The organism is Niveispirillum sp. FG148, assembly GCF_057809655.1.
Map to the genome: position 1 here is coordinate 93794 of NZ_JBMDKJ010000003.1, position 20651 is coordinate 114444.

General features: G+C 65.9%; 20 protein-coding genes and 1 tRNA gene. 13 read left to right on the forward strand and 8 right to left on the reverse strand.

Features of this window, described 5'->3' with window-relative positions; all coding sequences use genetic code 11:
- Positions 1 to 262: 262 nt before the first annotated feature.
- The 7 genes from ACODTW_RS03995 to ACODTW_RS04025 all read left to right on the forward strand — a co-directional run bounded on the left by ACODTW_RS03995 (position 263) and on the right by ACODTW_RS04025 (position 7671).
- On the forward strand, positions 263 to 889 hold the full coding sequence (locus ACODTW_RS03995) for a hypothetical protein (RefSeq protein WP_488944617.1): 627 nt from the start codon (positions 263 to 265) through the stop codon (positions 887 to 889).
- Complete coding sequence (locus tag ACODTW_RS04000; protein WP_488944618.1) at positions 886 to 1437, forward strand: hypothetical protein; 552 nt, start codon at positions 886 to 888, stop codon at positions 1435 to 1437. The genes ACODTW_RS03995 and ACODTW_RS04000 overlap by 4 nt, the downstream gene beginning before the upstream one ends.
- Before the next feature lie 127 nt (positions 1438 to 1564).
- Complete coding sequence (pgi, locus tag ACODTW_RS04005; protein ID WP_488944619.1) at positions 1565 to 3208, forward strand: glucose-6-phosphate isomerase; 1644 nt, start codon at positions 1565 to 1567, stop codon at positions 3206 to 3208.
- 209 nt (positions 3209 to 3417) lie between these two features.
- On the forward strand, positions 3418 to 4707 hold the full coding sequence (locus tag ACODTW_RS04010) for a pentapeptide repeat-containing protein (RefSeq protein ID WP_488944620.1): 1290 nt from the start codon (positions 3418 to 3420) through the stop codon (positions 4705 to 4707).
- Positions 4708 to 4782: 75 nt separating this feature from the next.
- Positions 4783 to 6651, forward strand: coding sequence for a DNA mismatch repair endonuclease MutL (gene mutL, locus ACODTW_RS04015; RefSeq protein ID WP_488944622.1), 1869 nt, complete (start codon positions 4783 to 4785; stop codon positions 6649 to 6651).
- Positions 6652 to 6762: 111 nt separating this feature from the next.
- Positions 6763 to 7146, forward strand: a complete 384-nt coding sequence (locus tag ACODTW_RS04020) for a hypothetical protein (protein ID WP_488944623.1) — start codon at positions 6763 to 6765, stop codon at positions 7144 to 7146.
- Positions 7147 to 7314: 168 nt separating this feature from the next.
- Complete coding sequence (locus ACODTW_RS04025; RefSeq protein WP_488944624.1) at positions 7315 to 7671, forward strand: hypothetical protein; 357 nt, start codon at positions 7315 to 7317, stop codon at positions 7669 to 7671.
- A 78-nt stretch (positions 7672 to 7749) separates the two neighbouring features.
- Here ACODTW_RS04025 and gcvA read toward each other — a convergent pair whose 3' ends face one another.
- Positions 7750 to 8715 carry a transcriptional regulator GcvA gene (gcvA, locus tag ACODTW_RS04030; RefSeq protein ID WP_488944625.1) on the reverse strand — a complete coding sequence of 322 codons (966 nt, stop codon included), beginning with the start codon at positions 8713 to 8715 and terminating at the stop codon, positions 7750 to 7752.
- A 134-nt stretch (positions 8716 to 8849) separates the two neighbouring features.
- Here gcvA and ACODTW_RS04035 point away from each other — a divergent pair, with 134 nt between their 5' ends.
- A complete protein-coding gene (locus ACODTW_RS04035; RefSeq protein WP_488944626.1) occupies positions 8850 to 9056 on the forward strand; it encodes a hypothetical protein in 207 nt (68 codons plus the stop codon).
- A gap of 24 nt (positions 9057 to 9080) precedes the next feature.
- Here the strand turns inward: ACODTW_RS04035 and gor are convergent, their stop codons facing one another.
- From gor to ACODTW_RS04055, 4 genes are all read right to left on the reverse strand, one after another.
- Entirely contained in the window at positions 9081 to 10448 is a 1368-nt protein-coding gene (gene gor, locus ACODTW_RS04040; RefSeq protein ID WP_488944627.1) for a glutathione-disulfide reductase, read from the reverse strand.
- Positions 10449 to 10562: 114 nt separating this feature from the next.
- Positions 10563 to 11342, reverse strand: coding sequence for a 3'(2'),5'-bisphosphate nucleotidase CysQ (cysQ, locus tag ACODTW_RS04045; RefSeq protein WP_488944628.1), 780 nt, complete (start codon positions 11340 to 11342; stop codon positions 10563 to 10565).
- 11 nt (positions 11343 to 11353) lie between these two features.
- Positions 11354 to 13684: a xanthine dehydrogenase family protein molybdopterin-binding subunit gene (locus ACODTW_RS04050; protein ID WP_488944629.1), complete on the reverse strand. Its 2331-nt coding sequence runs from the start codon at positions 13682 to 13684 to the stop codon at positions 11354 to 11356.
- A gap of 82 nt (positions 13685 to 13766) precedes the next feature.
- Positions 13767 to 14027 (reverse strand): BrnA antitoxin family protein, encoded by a 261-nt coding sequence (locus tag ACODTW_RS04055; protein WP_488944630.1) that lies wholly within the window; start codon positions 14025 to 14027, stop codon positions 13767 to 13769.
- 363 nt (positions 14028 to 14390) lie between these two features.
- On the opposite strand from ACODTW_RS04055, the gene ACODTW_RS04060 reads away from it, so the two are divergent.
- Together ACODTW_RS04060 and ACODTW_RS04065 are read left to right on the forward strand one after the other, a co-directional pair.
- On the forward strand, positions 14391 to 15095 hold the full coding sequence (locus tag ACODTW_RS04060; protein ID WP_488944631.1) for an SOS response-associated peptidase: 705 nt from the start codon (positions 14391 to 14393) through the stop codon (positions 15093 to 15095).
- Positions 15096 to 15100: 5 nt separating this feature from the next.
- On the forward strand, positions 15101 to 15625 hold the full coding sequence (locus ACODTW_RS04065; RefSeq protein WP_488944632.1) for a thermonuclease family protein: 525 nt from the start codon (positions 15101 to 15103) through the stop codon (positions 15623 to 15625).
- Between the two features lie 76 nt (positions 15626 to 15701).
- Here ACODTW_RS04065 and ACODTW_RS04070 read toward each other — a convergent pair.
- Positions 15702 to 15776 (reverse strand) — tRNA-Val (locus ACODTW_RS04070).
- 171 nt (positions 15777 to 15947) lie between these two features.
- Between ACODTW_RS04070 and ACODTW_RS04075 the strand changes: the two genes are divergently transcribed.
- On the forward strand, positions 15948 to 16805 hold the full coding sequence (locus tag ACODTW_RS04075; protein ID WP_488944633.1) for a DUF3108 domain-containing protein: 858 nt from the start codon (positions 15948 to 15950) through the stop codon (positions 16803 to 16805).
- On the opposite strand, the gene gph is transcribed toward ACODTW_RS04075, so the two are convergent.
- Entirely contained in the window at positions 16756 to 17427 is a 672-nt protein-coding gene (gene gph / locus ACODTW_RS04080; RefSeq protein WP_488944634.1) for a phosphoglycolate phosphatase, read from the reverse strand. The two genes, ACODTW_RS04075 and gph, sit on opposite strands and share 50 nt — an antisense overlap.
- A 93-nt stretch (positions 17428 to 17520) precedes the next feature.
- Between gph and glmU the strand changes: the two genes are divergently transcribed.
- Positions 17521 to 18882: a bifunctional UDP-N-acetylglucosamine diphosphorylase/glucosamine-1-phosphate N-acetyltransferase GlmU gene (gene glmU, locus ACODTW_RS04085; protein ID WP_488944636.1), complete on the forward strand. Its 1362-nt coding sequence runs from the start codon at positions 17521 to 17523 to the stop codon at positions 18880 to 18882.
- 24 nt (positions 18883 to 18906) lie between these two features.
- Here glmU and ACODTW_RS04090 read toward each other — a convergent pair whose 3' ends face one another.
- Positions 18907 to 20172, reverse strand: a complete 1266-nt coding sequence (locus ACODTW_RS04090; RefSeq protein WP_488944637.1) for a glycosyltransferase — start codon at positions 20170 to 20172, stop codon at positions 18907 to 18909.
- A gap of 143 nt (positions 20173 to 20315) precedes the next feature.
- Between ACODTW_RS04090 and ACODTW_RS04095 the strand changes: the two genes are divergently transcribed.
- Positions 20316 to 20531: a hypothetical protein gene (locus ACODTW_RS04095; RefSeq protein ID WP_488944638.1), complete on the forward strand. Its 216-nt coding sequence runs from the start codon at positions 20316 to 20318 to the stop codon at positions 20529 to 20531.
- Positions 20532 to 20651: the final 120 nt, after the last annotated feature.

Below are 20651 nucleotides of genomic sequence, written 5' to 3' on the forward strand. Positions count from 1 at the left end.
ACACGTCACATCCAGGCGGGAAAATCCTGATTAACCTGCCTGGACTGACACACCCTCTCAGTGGTGTTCGGGGAAGCAGCCAAGCTCCGACCACCGACGACCATTCCCCTGACCCGCCGCCCGCCCCCGGGCTGGCGGGTTTTCTTTGTCATTACGCCCTCCATCAAGGCCATCGCCAGGTCGCTTCCCGCGTGGCGGTCATTCGATCTATAATGCGGCGAGCTAGATCGCTGCCCCCCGCAACGCACCGGTGCCGCCACCCATGTTCGAAAAGCTGACAGAGGCTGGCATCGCCTTCTTCATGATCGGCGGCATTGCATATCTGCTGGGGGCGGCCATCGCCCATATGGCGGAAACGGCCGTCCGTCGACGGCAGGAAAGTGCCGGGTTGGATGGGCGCATGCAGCGTATGGGCATCATCGCCCAGCGCCTGCAGGCGCGACGGGAAAAGATGCTGCCCATTCTGGTGAAGCTGGATGCCAAGGTAAAATCGGCCCGCCGGCGCCATTACATGATCAACAAGAAGATCATGGATTTGAAGATCGCCCGGTCGCAGCTGATGCGCGTTCTGGGAGAGGAGGATGCGTTCCTGCGGTCGGAGCGGCCGGCGCGGAAATTCATCGCCCATGTGGTGAACCGCCATGTCCAGCGTGCGCAGATGGATCAGAAGGAACACCCGTTCCTGTCGCGGAGTTGGTCGCGCACACAACAGGTGGTGATCTGGGCCCCCACCATCGGGGATGCCAAGATCCTGGCAGAGCGGTCTTTCCCGCCGGCCACGGGTTTCTTCATCGCCGAAATCTCTGAACCACAGAGCGAGGCCGACGAGTTGTCCGCGTTGGAAAGTGCCGCCATGGAAACCGCTGCCAACGAAAAGGTGACGGGATGATACCCGACCGCCTGTTCGACAGCCTGCCCCTCTGGTTCGGCATTCTCGGCGGCGGGGTGGTCGCCATCCAGATGATGACCAACGTGCGCAAGCGCATGCGCATGGCCCAGCGCCGCCAGAACGGGCAGCAGAATCGTGTCACCGCCGCCAGCCGTGTCGTGCGTGAGCAAGCGGCCGGAACCTTGGCGCTGAAGCGCGAGGCACGGCAGATGGAGCATGAACTGGCCGAGCTGGACCGTATCATCCAGGAATGTGAGCAGCAGGCCGCCCATGAGAAGGTGGCAGACACCCAGCTTTATGTCTTTGACGAGCGCAAGAATGTCGGCGACACCGCCTTCCTGATCCCGATCAGCCATCCGGATTTCAACAGTCTGGCCCGCGGCGCCCCCGAGGAGGTGACACAGTCCTGGAAGGTCGGTCGGCGATATCTGGTCTGGGCCGCCGCGGAAAAGATGGCCCTGGCCAAGGCCAGCATGCGCTTCAACCAGGACAAGGGCTATCGCGTCGGTACCGTTGTGCCGTTCGATGGCGACCCGGAAGCCTTCTGATGCCTTTCCGTGATGTTGCAGAATAACCGGATTTTTTGAATTTTTCCGTTACAGGATTACTTGTCCCTGCCACGGATCGTGTTATCACTTTGCCCGCACCCGCCCGCCCCGCGCCGGAGACCATCCCATGTCCGCCTTGACCCAATCCCCCGCCTGGAAGGCGCTTGCCGCCCATCGTGCCTCTTTGGAAGGCACGGGCATGCGTGACCTGTTCGCCGCCGATCCCGGTCGGTTCGACCGCTATCGGATCGCCTTCGACGGGATGCTGCTGGATTATGCCAAGAACCGCGTCACCGACGAGACGCTGTCGCTGCTGACCGACCTGGCGCGTCAGCAGAAGGTGGAAGCCATGCGCGACGCCATGTTCGCGGGCGAGCGCATCAACATCACCGAAGACCGTGCCGTGCTGCACATCGCGCTGCGCAACCGTGTCGACCAGCCCATCCTGGTGGACGGGCAGGACGTGATGCCCGGCGTGCAGGAGGTGCTGGCCCGCCTCTACGCCTTCTGTCACAAGGTGCGCGACGGGGATTGGCGCGGGTATGACGGCCAGCCCATCACCGATATCGTCAATATCGGCATCGGCGGATCCGACCTGGGCCCCGTGATGGTGACCCAGGCCCTGACGCCCTGGCACCACCCGCATCTGCAGGCGCATTTCGTCTCCAATGTCGATGGCACCCACATTGCCGAGGTGCTGCGCAAGGTCGATCCGGCCACCACCCTGTTCATCATCGCGTCCAAGACCTTCACCACGCAGGAGACGCTGGCCAACGCCCATACGGCCCGCGACTGGTTCCTGGCCAATGGCGGCACGCCGGAAACGGTGGCCAAGCATTTCGTGGCCGTGTCGACCAACGCCACAGAGGTGGCGAAGTTCGGCATCGACACCGACAACATGTTCGGCTTCTGGGACTGGGTGGGTGGCCGTTACAGCCTGTGGTCGGCCATCGGCCTGCCCATCGCCCTGATGGTCGGTCCGGAGAAGTTCGGGGAACTGCTGGACGGCGCCCATGCCATGGACGCGCATTTCCGGACCGCCCCGCTGGCGGCCAATATGCCGGTCATCCTGGGCCTGCTGGGGGTCTGGTACGGCAATTTCTGGGGTGCCGCGGCCCATGCGGTCCTGCCCTATGACCAATATCTGGCCCGCCTGCCCGCCTATCTCCAGCAGTTGGACATGGAAAGCAACGGCAAGTCGGTGGACCGCGATGGCAATGCGGTCGACTATGCCACCGGCCCCATCATCTTCGGGGAGCCGGGGACAAACGGTCAGCATGCCTTCTATCAGCTGATTCACCAGGGCACGCATCTGATCCCCTGCGATTTCATCGCCCCGATCACCAGCCAGAACCCGACGGGCCGGCACCATGCCATGCTGCTGTCCAACACGCTGGCCCAGACCGAAGCGCTGATGCGCGGCAAGAATGCCGACGAAGTTCGGGCGGAGCTGGTGAAGGAGGGTAAGGCGGGCCCGGCGCTGGAAGCCCTGCTGCCGCACAAGGTCTTCAGCGGCAACCGCCCCACCAACACCATCCTGGTCGACGCGATCGATCCCTATCGCCTGGGCATGCTGATCGCCCTTTATGAACACAAGGTGTTCGTCCAGGGCATCGTCTGGAACATCAACAGCTTCGACCAGTGGGGGGTTGAACTGGGCAAGCAGTTGGCCAAGGTCATCCTGCCGGAACTGGAAGGCGACGCGGCCAAGTCGCATGATGCCAGCACGGCCGGACTGATCGGATTGGTGAATGGCGGCAAGGTGGGGTGACGAGCCCCTGACGCCCTTTCCAATCGTGAATGTCCATGCCGGCCGCCTCATCGGGCGGCCGGTTTCGCTGCATGGCCGCAAGCAAAGGCTTTCCCCCCCCCCCCAACCATCCAGAAGAATAGCCCCCATGCGGGACTTCATCTGTCGGGCCAAGGCCGGTAATATCCCCGTATGAAGTCCCGCACCGGGACGGACAGGGGAAGACCAGGGTGGGCGAACAGCGCTCCTTCCATAAGGTTACACAGGAACAGCTTGATGCGTTGCTGAAGCGGCACGAGATGTTCCGCAATGCCCGCATGGGCGGTGCCCGCGCCGTGCTGGCCAATTACGATCTGGCGGGGCTGAACCTTGCGGGTCGTGATCTGGCGCACGCCGACCTGACGGGCTGCATCCTGCGCCGGGCCAATCTGGCGGGTGCCACGCTGGATTGCTGCACCCTGTTCGCCGCCGACCTGCGGGAAGCGAACCTGACCGGCGCCTCCATGGTCAAGGTCGACCTGCGCGGCGCCAGCCTGCGCGGGGCGGACCTGACGGGCGCCAATCTGGTCAGCGCCGACCTGCGCGACGGATCCCTGGCCGAACGCGGCGCCGATGGCAGCCTGAGGATCGTCGTCGTGGAAAGCGACGCCAGCCCCGCCGACATGCAGGGCGCAAAACTGGCCAATGCCAACCTGTCGCAGGCCAAGCTGTCCGGCGCCGTCGCCATGCATACCGACTTCACGGATGCGGTGATGCGCGGAACCAAACTGGTGCGCGCCAACCTGCGCAACGCCACCCTGGACGGCGCCATCCTGGAGGGGGCCGACATGTCCGGCGCCGATGTGCGCGGCGCCAGCCTGAAGGGGGCCGTGCTGACCAACGCCCTGCTGGTCATGACGGAACTGGGCGGGACGGACATGGCGGGCGCCCTGACCGACAAGCCAGCCGGCAAGCCCGTCAGCGATCTGCCCAGGCCGCTGGAAGAGATGATCAAGCTGCATGCCGAATGGGTGGGCACGGCGGGTCAGGCGGGACTGGCACTGGACCTGAAGGGCTATGACCTGCGCGGGGCCAACTGCCTTTCCCACGCCTGCCTGACCCGGCTTTACGCGCCACAGGCCATCCTCTATGGCGTCGATCTGTCGGGCGCGCAAATCCAGGTTGGCAATCTGGCCGGTGCGGATCTGCGCGGCGCCGACCTGTCCGGCTGCGACCTGCGCGGCGTCAACCTGACCGACGCGCATCTGGCCAACGCCAACCTGTCGGGTGCCAATCTGGGCTATCTGAAGATCGACGATACCCGCATCGTCCGGGCCGAACTGGCCGGTGCGAAGCTGCGCTATGCGAACCTGTCCGGCGCCCGGCTGGTGAAGACCAATTTCACCGGCGCCGACCTGTCCTTCGCCAACCTGATGCAGGCCGACATGAAGGGGGCGGACCTGACAAATGTCCGGCTGGCCGCCACGAAGGTCCGGCGTGAACAATTGGCGGTGGTGGAGGGGCTTAGGCTGCCGGGCTGACCATCATCCCGGTCGACCATGCCATAACTTGTGGGTGACTTGGCGCGAAGCCCCCATCGGTGCTATGACCAAGCCATGCCGACCATCCGCCGCCTTCCCGACAATCTCGTCAACCAGATCGCCGCCGGCGAGGTGGTGGAGCGACCCGCCGCCGCCGTGAAGGAACTGGTGGAGAACGCGCTGGATGCCGGGGCGCGGCGCATTGATGTGACCCTGCGCGATGGCGGCAAGGCGCTGCTGTCCGTCGCCGATGACGGCTGCGGCATGGACCCGGACCAGCTTGCCCTGGCCGTGGAACGCCATGCCACGTCGAAGCTGCCCGATGGCGACCTGACAGACATCCGCACCCTGGGTTTTCGCGGTGAAGCGCTGCCCAGCATCGGGGCCGTCAGCCGGCTTACCATCACCAGCCGCACCGAAGATGCCGACCATGCCAGCGCCATTCTGGTGGAAGGCGGCGCCGTCCATCCCGTGGGCCCCGCCCCCGGCGGGCTGGGCACGCGGGTGGAGGTGCGGGACCTGTTCTATGCCACCCCGGCCCGGCTGAAATTCCTGAAGGGCAGCCGCACGGAAAGCCAGCATGCCATCGATGTGGTGGAACGGCTGGCCATGGCCCATCCCGGCGTGGCCTTCACCGTTACCGACGATGGGCGCACACCCGTGCGCCTGGCCGCCAGTTCAGGGGATGAAGAGGCGGCCCGGCTGGTCCGGCTGGGGTCGGTCCTGGGGCGGGAATTCCAGGAAAACGCCATCCCCGTCGATGCCGACCGGGCCGGCGTCCGGCTGGTCGGCCATATCGGCCTTCCCACCTACAACAAGCCCACGGCCGCCGGCCAATATCTGTTCGTCAACGGCCGTCCCGTGAAGGACCGGCTGATGGTCGGGGCCGTGCGCGGCGCCTATGCCGACTTCCTGGCCCGTGACCGTCATCCCGTGCTGGCGCTGTTTCTGACGCTGAACCCGCACGACGTGGATGTGAATGTCCACCCTGCCAAGACGGAGGTGCGGTTCCGCGATCAGGCGCTGATCCGTGGCCTGATCGTGGGCGCGCTGAAGCATGCCCTGGCCGCCGCCGGACACCGCGCCAGCACGACGGTGGCCACCGACACGCTGGCCAGCCTGACCCCGCGCGTGGCCCCGCAATCCAACCTGCTTTGGGAACCACAGCCAGCCCGGCCCTGGCTGCCCACGCCCTATGGTCAGCACCATGCCCCGCCGCCGGTGGCACGGGAGATGGCCGAAGCGGCCTTCCGGTTCCAGTCCCCACAGCCGGTCACCGGCCCCGCGGCCACAGCACCCGTCGATTTTGCCCCCGCCGCACGCATGGAGGAGGCAGACGCCACCGCCGCCACGCCGGTCCATTTCCCGCTGGGGGCCGCACGGGCGCAGTTGCACGCCACCTACATCGTCGCCCAGACCGACAATGGCATCGTCATCGTTGACCAGCATGCCGCCCATGAGCGGCTGGTCTATGAACGGATGAAGAAGGAGATGCTGGGCGAGGGCGTGAAACGCCAGATGCTGTTGATCCCGGAAGTGGTGGAACTGGACCCGGCCGACGCAGAACGGGTGGGCGAACGCGCACCGGAACTGGCAGAGCTGGGGCTGGGGCTGGAGGCGTTCGGGTCGGGTGCGGTGGTGGTGCGGGAGGCACCGGCCATGCTGGGCAACCGCGCCGATATACGCGGCCTGATCAAGGATATCGCCGATGAGCTGGCCGAGTTGGGCGATGCCCACGCGTTGAAGGACAAGCTGGAATCCATCTGTTCGCGCATGGCCTGCCATGGCAGCGTCCGCGCCGGGCGGCCCATGAATGTGGAGGAGATGAACGCCCTGCTGCGCCAGATGGAAGCCACCCCGCACAGCGGACAGTGCAACCATGGCCGTCCCACCTATGTGGAACTGAAACTGGGCGATATCGAGCGGCTGTTTGGCCGGCGCTGAGCCTCACTTCACCCGCTCTCCACCCGAAAGAGAGAGGCAGAAAACGCCCGGTTGTATTCGGCACGGTCTTTGCTTCCCCCGTCCCTATCCGTTTCACCGGGAGGGTCAGACATGCACGACCGACTTCACCGCCCCACCGCTGGCAAGTCCTCCGGCGGTTTCCTGCGCACCAAGGATTCCAAGGCCTCCAGCAATAATGACGGCTTGCCCGCCGGGCTGCGCCTGCTGGATGAACCCCAATCCAGCATTGGTCTCTCGGAAATTCTTGCCGCCCTGACGGCAGAACCTGCCGCCCCGGACATGCGAATCCGGGAGGTGGAGGACAGCATCCGTCGCCATTGGGCCGTGCTGCGTAACCTGGTCCGCGAACATGCCGAACTGACGCGCGCATCCGCGAAGCAGAGCGAAGCGATGGCCGGCCTGCATGCCGACCGTCCCCTGCCCAAGGTGGCCTTGTTCACCCCACCCATGCGGCAGGCCATGGCGGCGGAATAACCCGCCGTCCTGCTGTGACAAAGACCGGTGGAACGGGTCGGGCCTTGGCATCACCGTCGGCCCGCCCCGCCGCCGCCCGGCCCTTGACCGGCTTTCGCCGCAATCGACGCCCATCTTCATCCCATACGCCGAAGGGCGATTGCGGAGTTGAAGGAAAGGGCCGATCGCATGATGGCCACGACGAAATTACTGATGGTGTCGGGTCTGGCCGCCCTGATGGGTGCCTGTGCCGGGCTGTGGGATCTGACCGCCGACACCTTGTCCGGGACGCTGGCCATCCTGGCGGCCTCGGCCTTCCTGCTGGCCCTGTTCATCCCGCGCCTCGCCGTCCTGGGCATTCTGGGCCTGGCCGGAGGCGTGCTGCTAGCGCATCTGCTGGCCCATCCGCCGCCTGGCAGTTCCATGCCCGGGATCGAGCGCGGCCTGATCGCGGCCGCCGTTGCCACCCTGCCCGCCGCCATCGGCGCCCTGATCGGCATTCTTGCCGCCCGCACGGCCGTCCTCCTGGGCTGGCGCCTGGAATAGTGGATTTCTGCAACAGCGCCGATTGCAGGACGCAACTACCCCTTCGTATATAAATGCAATACCTGTCCGAAAGTATAGTCAAGCCGGGACGCGGAGCGGGATCGGCGGCAGGACGTTCAACATCCCGCCCAGCGCGCCGCACTGACCGGTGCAGGCCGCCACTTCCGACAATATCCAGTCCCGGAAGGCCTTGATCTTCGGTTCGTCGATGCGCCGTTGCGAACAGACCAGCCAGTAGGACCGATCAGTTCGCAGAATAAGGTCCGGAAACGGTACGACCAATCTTCCGGCAGCGATATCAGCGGCGAAAAAGGCCGGGCAGACCAGAGCCACGCCCTGCCCCATCACCGCCGCCTGCCCCGTGATGGCCTGGACATCATATTGCGGCCCGGTCCGCAGCCGGTCGACTGCGACATCCGCCAATGCAAACCACAGATGCCAGTAACGGACATCTTCGTGATGGGCATAATCCAGCAATGGTAACCCGGCCAGATCGGACGGATGCCGGATGCCGCCTACCCTTTCCGCCAGGATCGGGCTGAGAACCGGGGTCAGCGTATATTCCACCAGCGGTTCCGCCACCATGCCCGGCCATTGCCCCATGCCGGACCGGATGGCGATGTCGAACTGGCTGTTCAGGTCACACAGACCGACGGAACTGTCCAGCCGTACCGCCAGATCGGGATGCCGAAGCTGGAAATGCCCCAGGCGCGGCACCAGCCAATGCGAGGCGAAGGTCGGCAGCGTCGTCACCGACAGCACCTTGTCCTCCGCCGCGTCCGTCAGCTTGTGCATGGTGGACCGGATGCGGTCGAACGCATCCTCCACTGCCACCTGCAACTCCAGACCCGCGGGGGTCAGTTCCAGCTTCCGCGTCAGGCGACGGAACAGCTCCCGGCCTATATGCTCTTCCAACTGCCGGATCTGATAGGAAACGGCCGCCTGGGTCACCGCCAGTTCATCCGCAGCCTTGGTAAAGGACAAATGACGCGCGGCCGATTCAAAGGCACGCAGCGCGTTCAAGGGGGGAAGACGCCTGTCCATACGCAAAACCCCTTATGCATCAAATCTGCTTTTGCATCCTATCGGGATTACTCGTTTGTCGTCCAGGCAGGAATACCAGAGACTACATGTAACGGAACCTATCAACGCCGCTACCGGGTAAAGGAACCCATCAAATGCAAAAGCTGAATTTGGCCCATGGGGCAGCCTCGCGGCCCCAGACCCTTCGTCTCGTCCAGACCATACCGCCGTCGCGGCGCCAGACCGGTCTCGCAGGTCTGGCCGGACAGCTCCAGTCTGTTCTGACGGAGCTGCTGGCCGGCGAGGCCTACCGCTACGGCATCCCGCCGCAGCTGCGCCGGGATACCGGGATGTGGGGCTGACGAGGCCGAGGGCGCCCGCCCGGCTCACTCCGGGTCGGGCGACTTCGTGCGCAGGGTGACGAATTCCTCCGCCGCCGTCGGGTGCAGACCGATGGTATTGTCGAACACCTGCTTGGTGGCACCGGCATTCATGGCCACGGCCACACCCTGGATCATTTCCGGCGTGTCGGCCCCCACCATGTGGCATCCCACCACCTTCTGCGTGGCACGATCCACCACCAGCTTCATGAAGCTGCGCTGGTCGCGGCCCGACAACTGGTGGCGCATGGGTTTGAAATTGGTGCGATAGACATCGACCCCGCCCGGCAACGTGGCACGGGCCCGTTCCTCCGTGATGCCGACCGTGGCAACGGGCGGAATGGAGAAGACGGCCGTGGGGATATTGTCGTAATTCACGTCACGCGGCCGGTTGCCATACAGCCGGTCGGCCAGCACATGGCCTTCGGCCAGGGCGACCGGCGTCAGGTTCACGCGGTTGGTGACGTCGCCCAGAGCATAGAGGCTGGGCACTGACGTGCGGTACTCATCATCGACCTTGATGGCGCCGGCCGCGTCCTTTTCCACGCCCAGCGCTTCCAGGCCCAGGCCGTAACTCATCGGCTTGCGGCCGATGGCATAGACGACGGCATCACATTCCAGGGTGGTTCCGTCCGACAGATGGGCCAGCAGGCCGCCTTCCATCTTCTCGATCCGGGTAATGATGGTTCGGATGCGCAGGTCGATGCCGGCCTTGCGCACCTCGTCCGCCACAAAGTCGCGCACGTCGCTGTCAAAGCCGCGCAGGATCTGCTCCCCACGGTATAGCTGCGTGACCTTGGCGCCCAGCCCATTGAACAGGCTGGCAAATTCCAGCGCGATATAGCCGCCGCCCGCCACGACGACACGCCGCGGAAAGGTCTTCAGATAGAACACCTCGTTCGAGGTGATGCCATACTCCTTGGCTCCCGGCTCGTCCGGCAGTTCCGGCCAACCGCCCGTCGCGATCAGAATACGCTCCGCCGTCACACGCTGGCCGTTCACCTCCACAGTATGGGCATCAACAATGGTGGCGCGCCCTTCGAAGATGGTGACACCCGCCCCGTCCAGCAGCCGGCGATAGATGCCGTTCAGGCGCGTAATCTCCTTGTCCTTGGCGGCGATCAGGGCGTTCCAGTCATGGCGGACATTCTCCACATGCCAGCCGAACCCGGCTGCATCCTGGAACGCCTGGCCATATTCCGCGCCATAGACCAGCAGTTTCTTCGGCACACAGCCAACATTGACGCAGGTGCCACCGAAATAGCGCTCCTCCGCCACCGCCACGCGGGCGCCATGTCCTGCCGCGATACGCGACGCCCGCACCCCGCCGGAACCGGCACCGATGGTGAACAGGTCGAAATCATATTGGGACATGGGGGGGTGCCTTCCTGCTGATGAAGTAAATCGAACATCTGGAATGTTTCTACATAATCCAGGCAAGGGCATCAGTGATGGCCATCGCAGGCCATGGCGGCGGCCGTCAGCCCCTCACGCCCCACCCCAGGCGACGAAATGCGGGTTCAGGAAGGTGGGCGCCTTGCCATAGGGGAAGGGTTCCCCATCCAGCAGGGTCAGGCTGCCGCCCGCCCCCAGCAGCACGGCGTGGCCTGCCGCGATATCCCATTCGCAGGTGGGACCCAGACGGGGATAGACATCGCCCACCCCTTCCGCCACCCGGCAGAATTTCAGGGAACTGCCGGCGGCCACCCGTTCGGCCACCCGCCGTCCCGTCAGGAACTCATCCACGGCGGCGTTGTCGGCATGACTGCGCGAGGTCAGGACGGTCATGCCCACGGCCGGTACCGCCCGGACCTTGATGGGCTCGTCGGGGTGGCCTGGGCGACCGCGCACGGCGGTGCCGGGGCCGGCGGCGGCATAGATCGTGCCGCCCACCGGCAGCATGACGACGCCCAGTGCTGGCACGCCATCCTGGATCAGGGCGATATTCACCGTGAACTCGCCATTGCGCTTGATGAATTCCTTGGTGCCGTCCAGCGGATCGACCAGCCAGAAGGTGCCGGCGGAGATATCCGGAATGCGGCCGGCCGCCACCTCCTCCTCTGTCACCACGGGAATATCCGGGGTCAGGGCGCGCAGGGCGGCCAGGATGATGGCGTCGGCATCATTATCGGCCGCGGTTACGGGGCTGCCATCGGCCTTGGTGGTGGCTTCGGCCCCAGCCTCGTAATGGCACAGGATGGCAGCGGAGGCCTTTTCGGCGGCGGCGCGCACGGCCGGCAGCAGCCCGGCCAGATCTTCGGAATTCATGATGGCTTTCGTCATGCCGCCGCTGCGGCCTTCGATTGGTGGATCAGCCGCCACAGCACGGGTGCCGTGGCCGGCATGTCGACATGGGCAACGCCACAGGGCGACAGGGCGTCGACCAGGGCGTTGATGATGGCGGGACAGGCACCGATGGCACCGGCCTCCCCCGCACCCTTCATGCCCATGGCGTTGGTGGTGCAGGGAACGGGACGCAGGGAGAAGTCGATCATGGGCAGATGGTCGGCCCGCGGCATGGCGTAATCCATGAAGGACCCGGTCAGCAATTGCCCGCTGTCGGGATCGAACCGCACCTTCTCCAACAGGGCCTGTCCCAACCCCTGGGCGATGCCGCCATGCACCTGCCCTTCCAGCAGCAGGGGGTTGAGCACCGTCCCGAAATCATCGACCACCGTATAGCGCTCGATCCGCGGCAGGCCCGTGTCGATCTCCACGGAGATTTCAACGATATGGGTCCCATTGGGAAAGGTATTGGCCGGCGGGGCCCAGCGGGCCTTGCCCTTGAAGGCATAACCGTCATCATCGACCGGGGCGGCAGCCGCAACATCCCGGAACGGCACGAAGCGGTTGGAGCCGGCGACAGCAAAGCCCCCGCCTTCCTCCGTAACCTCGAACCGCAGGTCGGCCTCGTCCGCTTCCAGCAGGCGGGCCGCCACGGGGCGGGCCAGATCGATGACATTGGCGGCCCCGTCGCGCACGGCCACACCGCCCACGGGCACGCTGCGCGACCCGCCGGTACCGCCGCCTGTCTTCACGCGCTGACTGTCACCCTGGATCATGGTGATCTGGTCCGGGGCGATGCCCAGCACCTCGGCGATGACCTGCTTATAGGCGGTTTCGTGGCCCTGGCCGTTGGACTGCGTGCCGATCAGCAGCAGCACCGTACCGTCGGGCTTCACCAGCAGTTCAGCCGCCTCCGGCGCGCCACCCGAACAGGCCTCGATATAGGTGGCGATGCCCAGGCCCAGCAACCGGCCTTGCGTCCGGGCCTTGGCCTGACGGGCCGGGAATCCGTCGCGGTCGGCCCGGGCCAGGGCCGCATCCAGCGTGCCGGCGAAATCGCCGCTGTCATAGACATGGCCCAAGGGCGTGGCATAGGGCATGGCCGCTGGCGGGATGACATTGATCCGGCGGAACTGCGCCGGGTCCATGCCGATTTCGCGCGCTGCCTTATCGATCAGCCGTTCCACCAGATAGGCCGCCTCCGGCCGGCCCGCACCACGATAGGCGTCGACGGGCTGGGTATGGGTGAAAACACCCCGGACCCGCGCGTAAAGGGCCGGAATGGCATAGACGCCCGACAGCATGCGCACCTGGCTTTCCGTCGGGATATAGGTGGCATAGTTGGACAGATAGGCGCCCATGTTGGCGATGATGTCGGCGCGCAGACCCAGGATGCGGCCATCGGCATCCAGCGCCAGTTCAGCGGTGGTCAGGTTGTCCCGGCCATGATCGTCGGACAGGAATGCCTCCGCCCGGCTGCTGGTCCAGGAAACCGGCGCACCGACGCGACGGGCGGCGAAGCAGGCCAGCACATATTCGGGATAGCAGAACAGCTTCATCCCGAATCCGCCGCCGACATCATGGGTCAGGACATGGAAATTCGTCTTCGGCTCCGAAAAGATGCCGGCCAACATGTCGCGCATGTCATGCACGCCCTGACTGCCCACGGTCAGGCGGGTCACCCCGGCCTCCCCGTCATGGTCGGCGATGCAGGCGCGGCCTTCCATCGGATTGGCCATCAGTCGGTTATTGACCAGGTCCAGACGGACAATACGGGCGGCCTGGGTAAAGGCAGCCTCTGTCGCCGCGGGATCCCCCTTTTCCCAGTCGAAGCAAAGATTGGCTGGTGCATCCCCATGCACCTGCGCTGCGTGGGTCAGAGCGTCACCAGCCTCCGCCACAGCGTCCAGTGGATCGTAATCGACCATCACGGCTTCCGCCGCATCCATCGCTTCCGCCAGACTGTCGGCCACGATGAAGGCCACGGGTTCGCCGACATGGCGAACCACATCCACAGCCAGGACGGGCCGGTGCTTCATGGCCAGCGTCGTTCCCGACCGCACCTTCAGGGGCACGACACAGGGAATGGGCTTGATCCCGGCTTCGGTGAGATCCGCCCCCGTGATGATGAGGCGCACACCGGGCATGGCGGCGGCGTCCGCGATATCGATGGACAGGATTCGCGCATGGGCGTGCGGGCTGCGCAGCACGAACGCGGCCAGTTGCCCTGCCGCGCGGACATCGTCCGTATAGCGGCCCTCGCCGCGCAACAGGCGGGCATCCTCGCTGCGGGGGACGGGCTGTCCGAAGCCGAATTTGGTCATGCGCGCCTGCTCCTCGCCTTGGCTGTCCGGCCGGATCATAGGCGATGGAGCGGCGGGGGCAACCCTTCCGTTGCCGAACGCGCTACTGGTTATCCTCTCGGTCGGCCACATAGGCGCGCAGGGCCGCGTTGATGCGGGCCTGCATACCGCGCGGACCGCCACCATCGCGTTTGAACCATTCGACCAGATCGGCATCCAGGCGCAGGGTCACCTCCTGCCGTTCGGTACCACGCGCCGCGCGATGACGCGGCCAAAGGCTGCGCGACGGCGACAACGGCCGATCCAGGCCCAGAAGTGCGGCGCGTTCCGCCGGGGTGATGAGAATGCTGGAAGAGAATGACAATGCGACCTCCCGCCGGCCCGATGCCGGCTCCTGTCCACGCCCCCTTTTCCGCCAACGGACGGTCCACCAGCGGGTTCCCATTCCCGTCCTGTGACCTTTCCTTCACGAACCATATTGGAAACACCCGTCGCGAGGGCAAGGTCGCGATGGTGTTAACCCCGCTTTCGCCCCCGAAAGACAGCGGGCAATGCCCATTCCCGATGAGCCGGTCTCATCGGGAATGGGTATGGCGGCGACTGCCACAGCACCGTACATGCGGCGTCGCCGAGCCGGCGGCGCCGGCGATTGAAGCCCGGGGATCGGTTGCGATCACCGGGACATGGTATAAGCTGCCCGACCGACGGAGAAGGGATTGATGCCGCCATGTGCGGACGATTTGTACAGAAAAACCTGAAAGACCTGGCCGATGCTTTCGACGCGCGGCTGCGCGCCGACCTGCCGCCCCGACTGCTGGAGGCACGTTTCAATATTGCGCCGACGGCGGAGATCGGGGTGATCGGCCTGGATCGCCATGGCAGCCGGTCGGTCACGGCGATGCGCTGGGGGCTGGTTCCATCCTGGGCGCAGGATATGGCCGGTGCCGCCCGCATGATCAATGCCCGAAGTGAAACTGCGGCGGAAAAGCCGTCCTTCCGCGAGGCCTGGCAGCGGCGCCGCGCCGTCATCCCCGCCAATGGCTTCTACGAATGGCCGCAGCAGGGCGACCGTCGCCAACCCTATTACATAGCCCGCACCGACGGTCGCCCCATGGGCTTCGCCGCCCTGTGGGATATCTGGCGCGGTGGCCGGGATCCCTTGTTCACCTGCACCATCCTGACGACGGCCGCCAACGACGACCTGGCACGCATCCATGAACGCACACCGGTCCTACTGCCCGATGATGCCGCCATCGCCCTTTGGCTGGATCCGGCCACGCCGGACGCGGCGCGTCACACCCTGATGCGCTCCCCCGCCAATGGCAGCCTGAATCTGACACCTGTATCCCAGGCGGTGAATGCTGTGCGCCATGACGGTCCAGAACTGCTGCACCCGGCCGTTGCGGCCACCGGCGGGGGAAGCCTGCTGTGAGGATCGTGACACCCTTACTCCTGCTGTTCCTGCTGTCGGTCACCACGGCCGACGCCCAGACCAGCGCCCCTGTCACAGGGCCGGGCCGGGCCATCGAAGGCGATCTGGTCAGCGTCAACGGGCAGGAGTTCCGCCTTTATGGCATCGACGCCCCTGACAAGGGCCAAACCTGCGTCAATGTGAGGGGGACCTCCTACGATTGCTTCGCCCTGTCGACGGAGATGCTGCGGCGCCTGATCAATGACCGCACCATCTCCTGCACGGTTCAGGACAAGGTGGCCGGCAAGGGGGCGAAGACGGCGCTGTGCCGGGCGGAAAATGGCGACGATCTTGCCTATGCCATGGTCGAACGCGGTTACGCCCTGGCCTACCGCGCGCTGACGCCGGAATATGTATCGATCGAAGCCCGGGCCACCTCGTTTCGCCGGGGTCTGTGGGCCGGGCGGGTGGAGGCGCCTTGGCTATGGCGATCCCGCAAGGAGGAGGAAAAGCTGGAAGCCGCGCGCAAGGGCAAGACGCCCCCTTCGTAAGCGCGGATCAAGACCTTGGCCCAAAAGCAAAAAAGCCGCTGGCATAAGGAGCCAGCGGCTTTTTGGGACCGGAGGATGGTGGGCGCGGCAGGGATTGAACCTGCGACCCCCGCCGTGTGAAGGCGATGCTCTCCCGCTGAGCTACGCGCCCATCCGTCGTCGGTGGAGCGGGCTTATAAGGGGGCAATCGGGACCTGTCAAAGGGAAAATTTCCAGCCGCCCGGTTTTTTCCCGCCATCACCTGCCGCAGCCCTTGCGGCCGCCCCTGTTGCGGACCATCTGGCTGGGGCCAGCCGCCGCCATCTCCAAGGAGCCGACCTTCATGCGAAAGCCCAGCGCCCGCCTGACACTTCTGGCCCTTGCCATCCTGGCCGCCGGCCCTGCCGCCGCGGCGGAAATGGCCTTGACCTACAGTCTGCATGTGGGGGGCGTCCATGTGCTGGACGCCGACGCCCGTCTGGGACTGGGCCCCGATGGCTATCAGGCGGGCATGGCGATGCAGACGGACGGAATCCTGGGACAGCTCGCCGCCTGGAAGACCGACATCCAGGCCCAGGGCGGCTGGGCCGGCGCCCTGCCCCGGCCGCACCGCTTTACCGCCCAGGGAAGCTGGCGGGACGAACCGCGCCTGACCACCGTGGATTACAACGCCGACGGACTTCCGGTCCTGACCCTGGCCGATCCGGCGCCGGAGAAGGAGCGTGAACCCGTGCCCGACGACCTGCGCCGTGGCACCGTCGACCCGGTATCGGCCATCGTCGCCGTTCTGGACCGGGTGGCAAGGCAGGGCGACTGCGATCTGACAGTGCCGGTCTATGACGGACGCCAGCGTTACGATCTGGTGTTCGCCACGGCCGGGGAAACCGTGCTGGACGCCAGCGACCTGTCGATCCATGCCGGCCGCGCCCTGACCTGCAGCGTCCGCTACAAGCCGCTGGCCGGCCGCTGGAAGCAGGCCCGGCCGCAACGTGACCGCGACCGGGAGGGGGCGACCCGCAAGGATGTCCCCGTCATGCTCTACATCGCCCCCGTCGCCGATGGCGGCCCGCCTGTGCCGGTGCGGCTGGAGATGGAAAGCCCATTGGGGGCCGTGAAGCTGCACCTGACCGGGATGCAGCAGGTGGAACAGGTCAGCGCAGGCGATCCAGCGCCGCCGGCAGGTCAGCGAACCGGTCGATGACCAGATCGGCCCCCAGCTGGTCCAGCGGCATGCGGGGATAGCCATAGGCGACGGCCACGGCCCGCACCCCGGCCCCGCGCGCCGCCCCCACATCATTGGCATTGTCGCCGACCATCACCGTGCCGGCGGCATCCGCGTCCAGCCGGTCCATGACCCACAGCAGCGGCGCCGGGTGCGGCTTGCGCTCCGCCACCGTATCGCCGCCGGCCACGGCCGTGAAGAAGCGGGCCAGCCCCAGCGCCGCCAGCAGATCGTGACTGATGGCTTCCGGCTTGTTGGTGCAAAGGCCCAGGCGGTGGCCCGCGGCCTGCAATGCCCCCAACGTCGCCACCACACCCGGATAGAGGCAGGCCGGATCGGCAGGCAGCGCGCCATAGATCGCCAGATACCGCGCTGTCATCTCCGCTATGCCATCGGCGGCCAGCGCCGGGCCGGTGGCGGCAAAAGCCCTTTCGACCAGCCGTGCCGCCCCGTCGCCGATGAAGCCATGCACGGTCGGCAAGGCCAGTGACGCCCGCCCTTCCTGCGCCAGCAGGCGGTTCAGGCCCAGGGCGATATCGGGGGCGCTGTCGATCAATGTTCCATCGAAATCGAAGATCAGGGTGGGAAATCGGGTGGTCACAGTCCTGTTCTCCATCGCTTCCGCTTGGCTTGGCTCCGGTTCTGTAGGATACAGCGGCAGCCACGTCCACCCTTGCCGACCGGCCCGACACGAATGACCCACCGTCCGCTCGCCTGCATCATCCTTGCCGCCGGCAAGGGTACGCGCATGAAGTCCGACCTGCCCAAGGTGCTGCACCCGCTGGGCGGGCTGCCCATGGTCAACCATGTGGTCAATGCCGCGCAAAGCCTGTCGCCGGAACGGATCGTCGTCGTCGTCGGGCCCGGCATGGACAATGTCGCCGCCGCCGTCGCCCCGCATGTGACCATGGTCCAGGAACGGCAGCTGGGCACCGGCGATGCCGTCATGGCCGCCATGGGCCAGCTGACAGGCTTCACGGGCGATGTGCTGGTGCTGTATGGCGACAGCCCCCTGATTACGCCGGCCACCCTGTCGGCCATGATCGCCGCCCGCCATGGCGACACCGATCCGGCGGTCGTCGTGCTGGGCATGCGCCCGGCCGATCCCGGTGCCTATGGCCGCCTGATCCTGGGTGCCGACGGGGGCCTGGAAAAGATCGTCGAATTCCTGGACGCCACGCCCGACGAACGCGCCGTCACCCTGTGCAATGCCGGCTTCATGGCGTTTGACGGGGCGCGGATGGCCGACCTTCTGGCCGGGATCGGCAATCAGAACGCCAAGGGTGAATATTACCTGACCGATGCCGTGGCCGTGGCCCGGTCCACGGGGTTTGCCTGTGCCGTGGTCGAAGGCCCGGTGGAGGATACGGCCGGTGTCAACAGCCGGGCCGAGCTGGCCGGCATCGAAAAGATCTTCCAGGCTCGCCTGCGCCTGGCCGCCATGGCCAATGGCGCCACCCTGCTGGACCCAGACACGGTCTATTTCGCGGCAGACACCAAACTGGGCCGCGACGTCACCGTGGGCCAGCATGTCGTGTTCGGCCCCGGCGTGACGGTGGAGGACGGGGTGGAGATCAAGCCCTTCAGCCATCTGGAAGGGGCCATCGTGCGCAAGGGCGCCATCATCGGCCCCTATGCCCGCCTGCGCCCCGGCACCGATGTGGGTGAAGGCGCCCATATCGGCAATTTCGTGGAACTGAAGAACACCAACATGGGGGCGGGCGCCAAGGCCAACCACCTCACATATCTGGGCGATGCCGATGTGGGTGGCGGGTCCAATATCGGGGCGGGCACCATCACCTGCAATTATGACGGCGTGCTGAAGCACCGGACCACCATCGGCCAAGGCGTGTTCATCGGCACCCATTCCACCCTGGTAGCTCCCGTCATCGTCGGCGATGGCGCCTATACGGCCGCGGGTACCGTGGTGACCCGGAACGTCGCCCCCGACGCCCTGGCCATCAGCCGCGCCCCGCAGGAAGAAAAGCCCGGCTGGGCAAGCCGCTATCGCGCCGCCAAGCTGGCCCTGAAGGCGAAGCTGGCGAAGAAGGGGTAAAGGTCCGGTCCCGTCAGCAGGAGGTTAGGTGCGGTTTGCATCAACTCCCTCAATGATCCGCACCGCCTCGCCCAAGCCATCCTCTGCCCGGACCTTGGCACCCAAGGAGGCGGCCCGACGGCGCATGTCGCAATCGTCCAGGGTGCGGCGGATGGCGGCGGCCAGCGTGTCCGCATCCAGATCGCGGTGACGGATGGTGCCGCCCGACACACCCAGCTTTTCAAGGCGCCAGGCCCAGAAGAACTGATCAGCCAGGAAGGGCACGACGACCGCGGGCACGCCCGCCCGCAACCCTGCCGCCGTGGTACCGGCCCCACCATGATGGACCACGGCGGCCATGTGGGGCAGGAGCCGGTCATGGGGGGCACCGTCCAGGGCAAAGACTTCCCTGGGCGGATTGTCGGGTCGCAACCCACCCCAGCCACCGGCCAGCACGGCCCGGCATCCTGCCTGCCGCACCGCTTCCAGGATAATGGACGTGGTCGCGGCCGGATCGCCCGGCATCATGCTGCCGAAGCCGATATAGACGGGGGGCGGTCCATCCGCCAGGAAGCGTGCCAGATCGTCCGGCATGCGCCAGTCAGGATGATCCAGCCACCAATAGCCCGTAACCTTCACCTGCGCTGGCCAATCGCGTGCCGGCGGCAGCACGGACGGGCTGTGGCAGAGCAGGACGGGCCAGCCTTCGCGGCGCATGCGCCAATAGGGACCGGCAAACGGAAAAGGCGGCAGGTCCAGCAGCCGGCGCCCGCTATTCACCGCCGGCCGCAACACCTGCCAGAACATCAGCCCGATCAACCAGGACCCCAGCCAGTTGCCGAACGCCTTGGGATTGGCCGGCGGTGGCGGGCCCAGCGGGCTGGGAAAGGCCCGCGTCGGGATGCTGGGCTGGGCATAGGCCTGGACATAGGGGATGCCAATCTTCTCCGACAGGCTGGCCCCCAGAAAGGCCGAAGCCCCCGACGGCACCAGCACGTCCGCCCCGCGGGAGGCGTCCAGGCCGGTGCGAGTCCAGGATTCAGCATATTCCATGCTCATGTCCCGTACGGCCTTGGCGACCACGCGCGGGCTGGCCCCCTCGGCGAACATCTGCTTGCCGGCCTCACCCAGATCCTTGCGGATATCGCCCGCCACGGACACGACCGAAATCGCGGTTCCGTCCACAAGTTGGGCAAATTCGCCATGGGTGATCAGAACGAGGTCATGCCCCCGGGCCGCCAATGCCGCCGAAAGCGCCGCGAATGGCTGCACATCCCCCTGCGATCCCAGGGCCGTTACCACAATCCGCACTTGGAAACCCCTTCCTATCCCTTTGCCCTCACTATGTCACAGCCCTGACGCGGGTTTGGCACCCCGTCGTTAAGAAGCCGGCAAAGATCAAGCGGTACAGTTAATGCATGACCTGGAGCAACCAGGGAAGGATGGAGGCAAGAATGTCCCGGTTCACCGCGATGGCACAAACAGTCAAGGAGCGTGCGGTCACGATCGCCCTGTGGACGGGGCTGCTGGCGGCGGCCTGGTCGCTGCCCGTCCTGGACCGCATCAAGGCGCATGAGGAGCATCAGCGCATGGAATCGGGCTATTACTACAAGCCCCAGCGCCCGCCGGCCGCCTATATGGACAGTGATGCAGCCGCGCAGCCCGAATAAGGAAACCACCAAGGGCGGGAGGACCGCCATCAGCCTCTCCACATAAAAATACTGGAAATATCGCCCCACGCAGGGGCCAAATCGAATATTCCTTTTATATCAAGCGTTTGCATTGACGTG

What these genes read in the sequence shown, in the direction of transcription:
- ACODTW_RS03995 (WP_488944617.1), top strand. Translation starts at nt 263, where the DNA reads ATGTTCGAAAAGCTGACAGAGGCTGGCATCGCCTTCTTCATGATCGGC.
- ACODTW_RS04000 (WP_488944618.1), top strand. Translation starts at nt 886, where the DNA reads ATGATACCCGACCGCCTGTTCGACAGCCTGCCCCTCTGGTTCGGCATT.
- pgi (WP_488944619.1), top strand. Translation starts at nt 1,565, where the DNA reads ATGTCCGCCTTGACCCAATCCCCCGCCTGGAAGGCGCTTGCCGCCCAT.
- mutL (WP_488944622.1), top strand. Translation starts at nt 4,783, where the DNA reads ATGCCGACCATCCGCCGCCTTCCCGACAATCTCGTCAACCAGATCGCC.
- ACODTW_RS04020 (WP_488944623.1), top strand. Translation starts at nt 6,763, where the DNA reads ATGCACGACCGACTTCACCGCCCCACCGCTGGCAAGTCCTCCGGCGGT.
- ACODTW_RS04025 (WP_488944624.1), top strand. Translation starts at nt 7,315, where the DNA reads ATGATGGCCACGACGAAATTACTGATGGTGTCGGGTCTGGCCGCCCTG.
- gcvA (WP_488944625.1), bottom strand. Translation starts at nt 8,715, where the DNA reads ATGGACAGGCGTCTTCCCCCCTTGAACGCGCTGCGTGCCTTTGAATCG.
- ACODTW_RS04035 (WP_488944626.1), top strand. Translation starts at nt 8,850, where the DNA reads ATGCAAAAGCTGAATTTGGCCCATGGGGCAGCCTCGCGGCCCCAGACC.
- gor (WP_488944627.1), bottom strand. Translation starts at nt 10,448, where the DNA reads ATGTCCCAATATGATTTCGACCTGTTCACCATCGGTGCCGGTTCCGGC.
- cysQ (WP_488944628.1), bottom strand. Translation starts at nt 11,342, where the DNA reads ATGAATTCCGAAGATCTGGCCGGGCTGCTGCCGGCCGTGCGCGCCGCC.
- ACODTW_RS04050 (WP_488944629.1), bottom strand. Translation starts at nt 13,684, where the DNA reads ATGACCAAATTCGGCTTCGGACAGCCCGTCCCCCGCAGCGAGGATGCC.
- ACODTW_RS04060 (WP_488944631.1), top strand. Translation starts at nt 14,391, where the DNA reads ATGTGCGGACGATTTGTACAGAAAAACCTGAAAGACCTGGCCGATGCT.
- ACODTW_RS04075 (WP_488944633.1), top strand. Translation starts at nt 15,948, where the DNA reads ATGCGAAAGCCCAGCGCCCGCCTGACACTTCTGGCCCTTGCCATCCTG.
- glmU (WP_488944636.1), top strand. Translation starts at nt 17,521, where the DNA reads ATGACCCACCGTCCGCTCGCCTGCATCATCCTTGCCGCCGGCAAGGGT.
- ACODTW_RS04095 (WP_488944638.1), top strand. Translation starts at nt 20,316, where the DNA reads ATGTCCCGGTTCACCGCGATGGCACAAACAGTCAAGGAGCGTGCGGTC.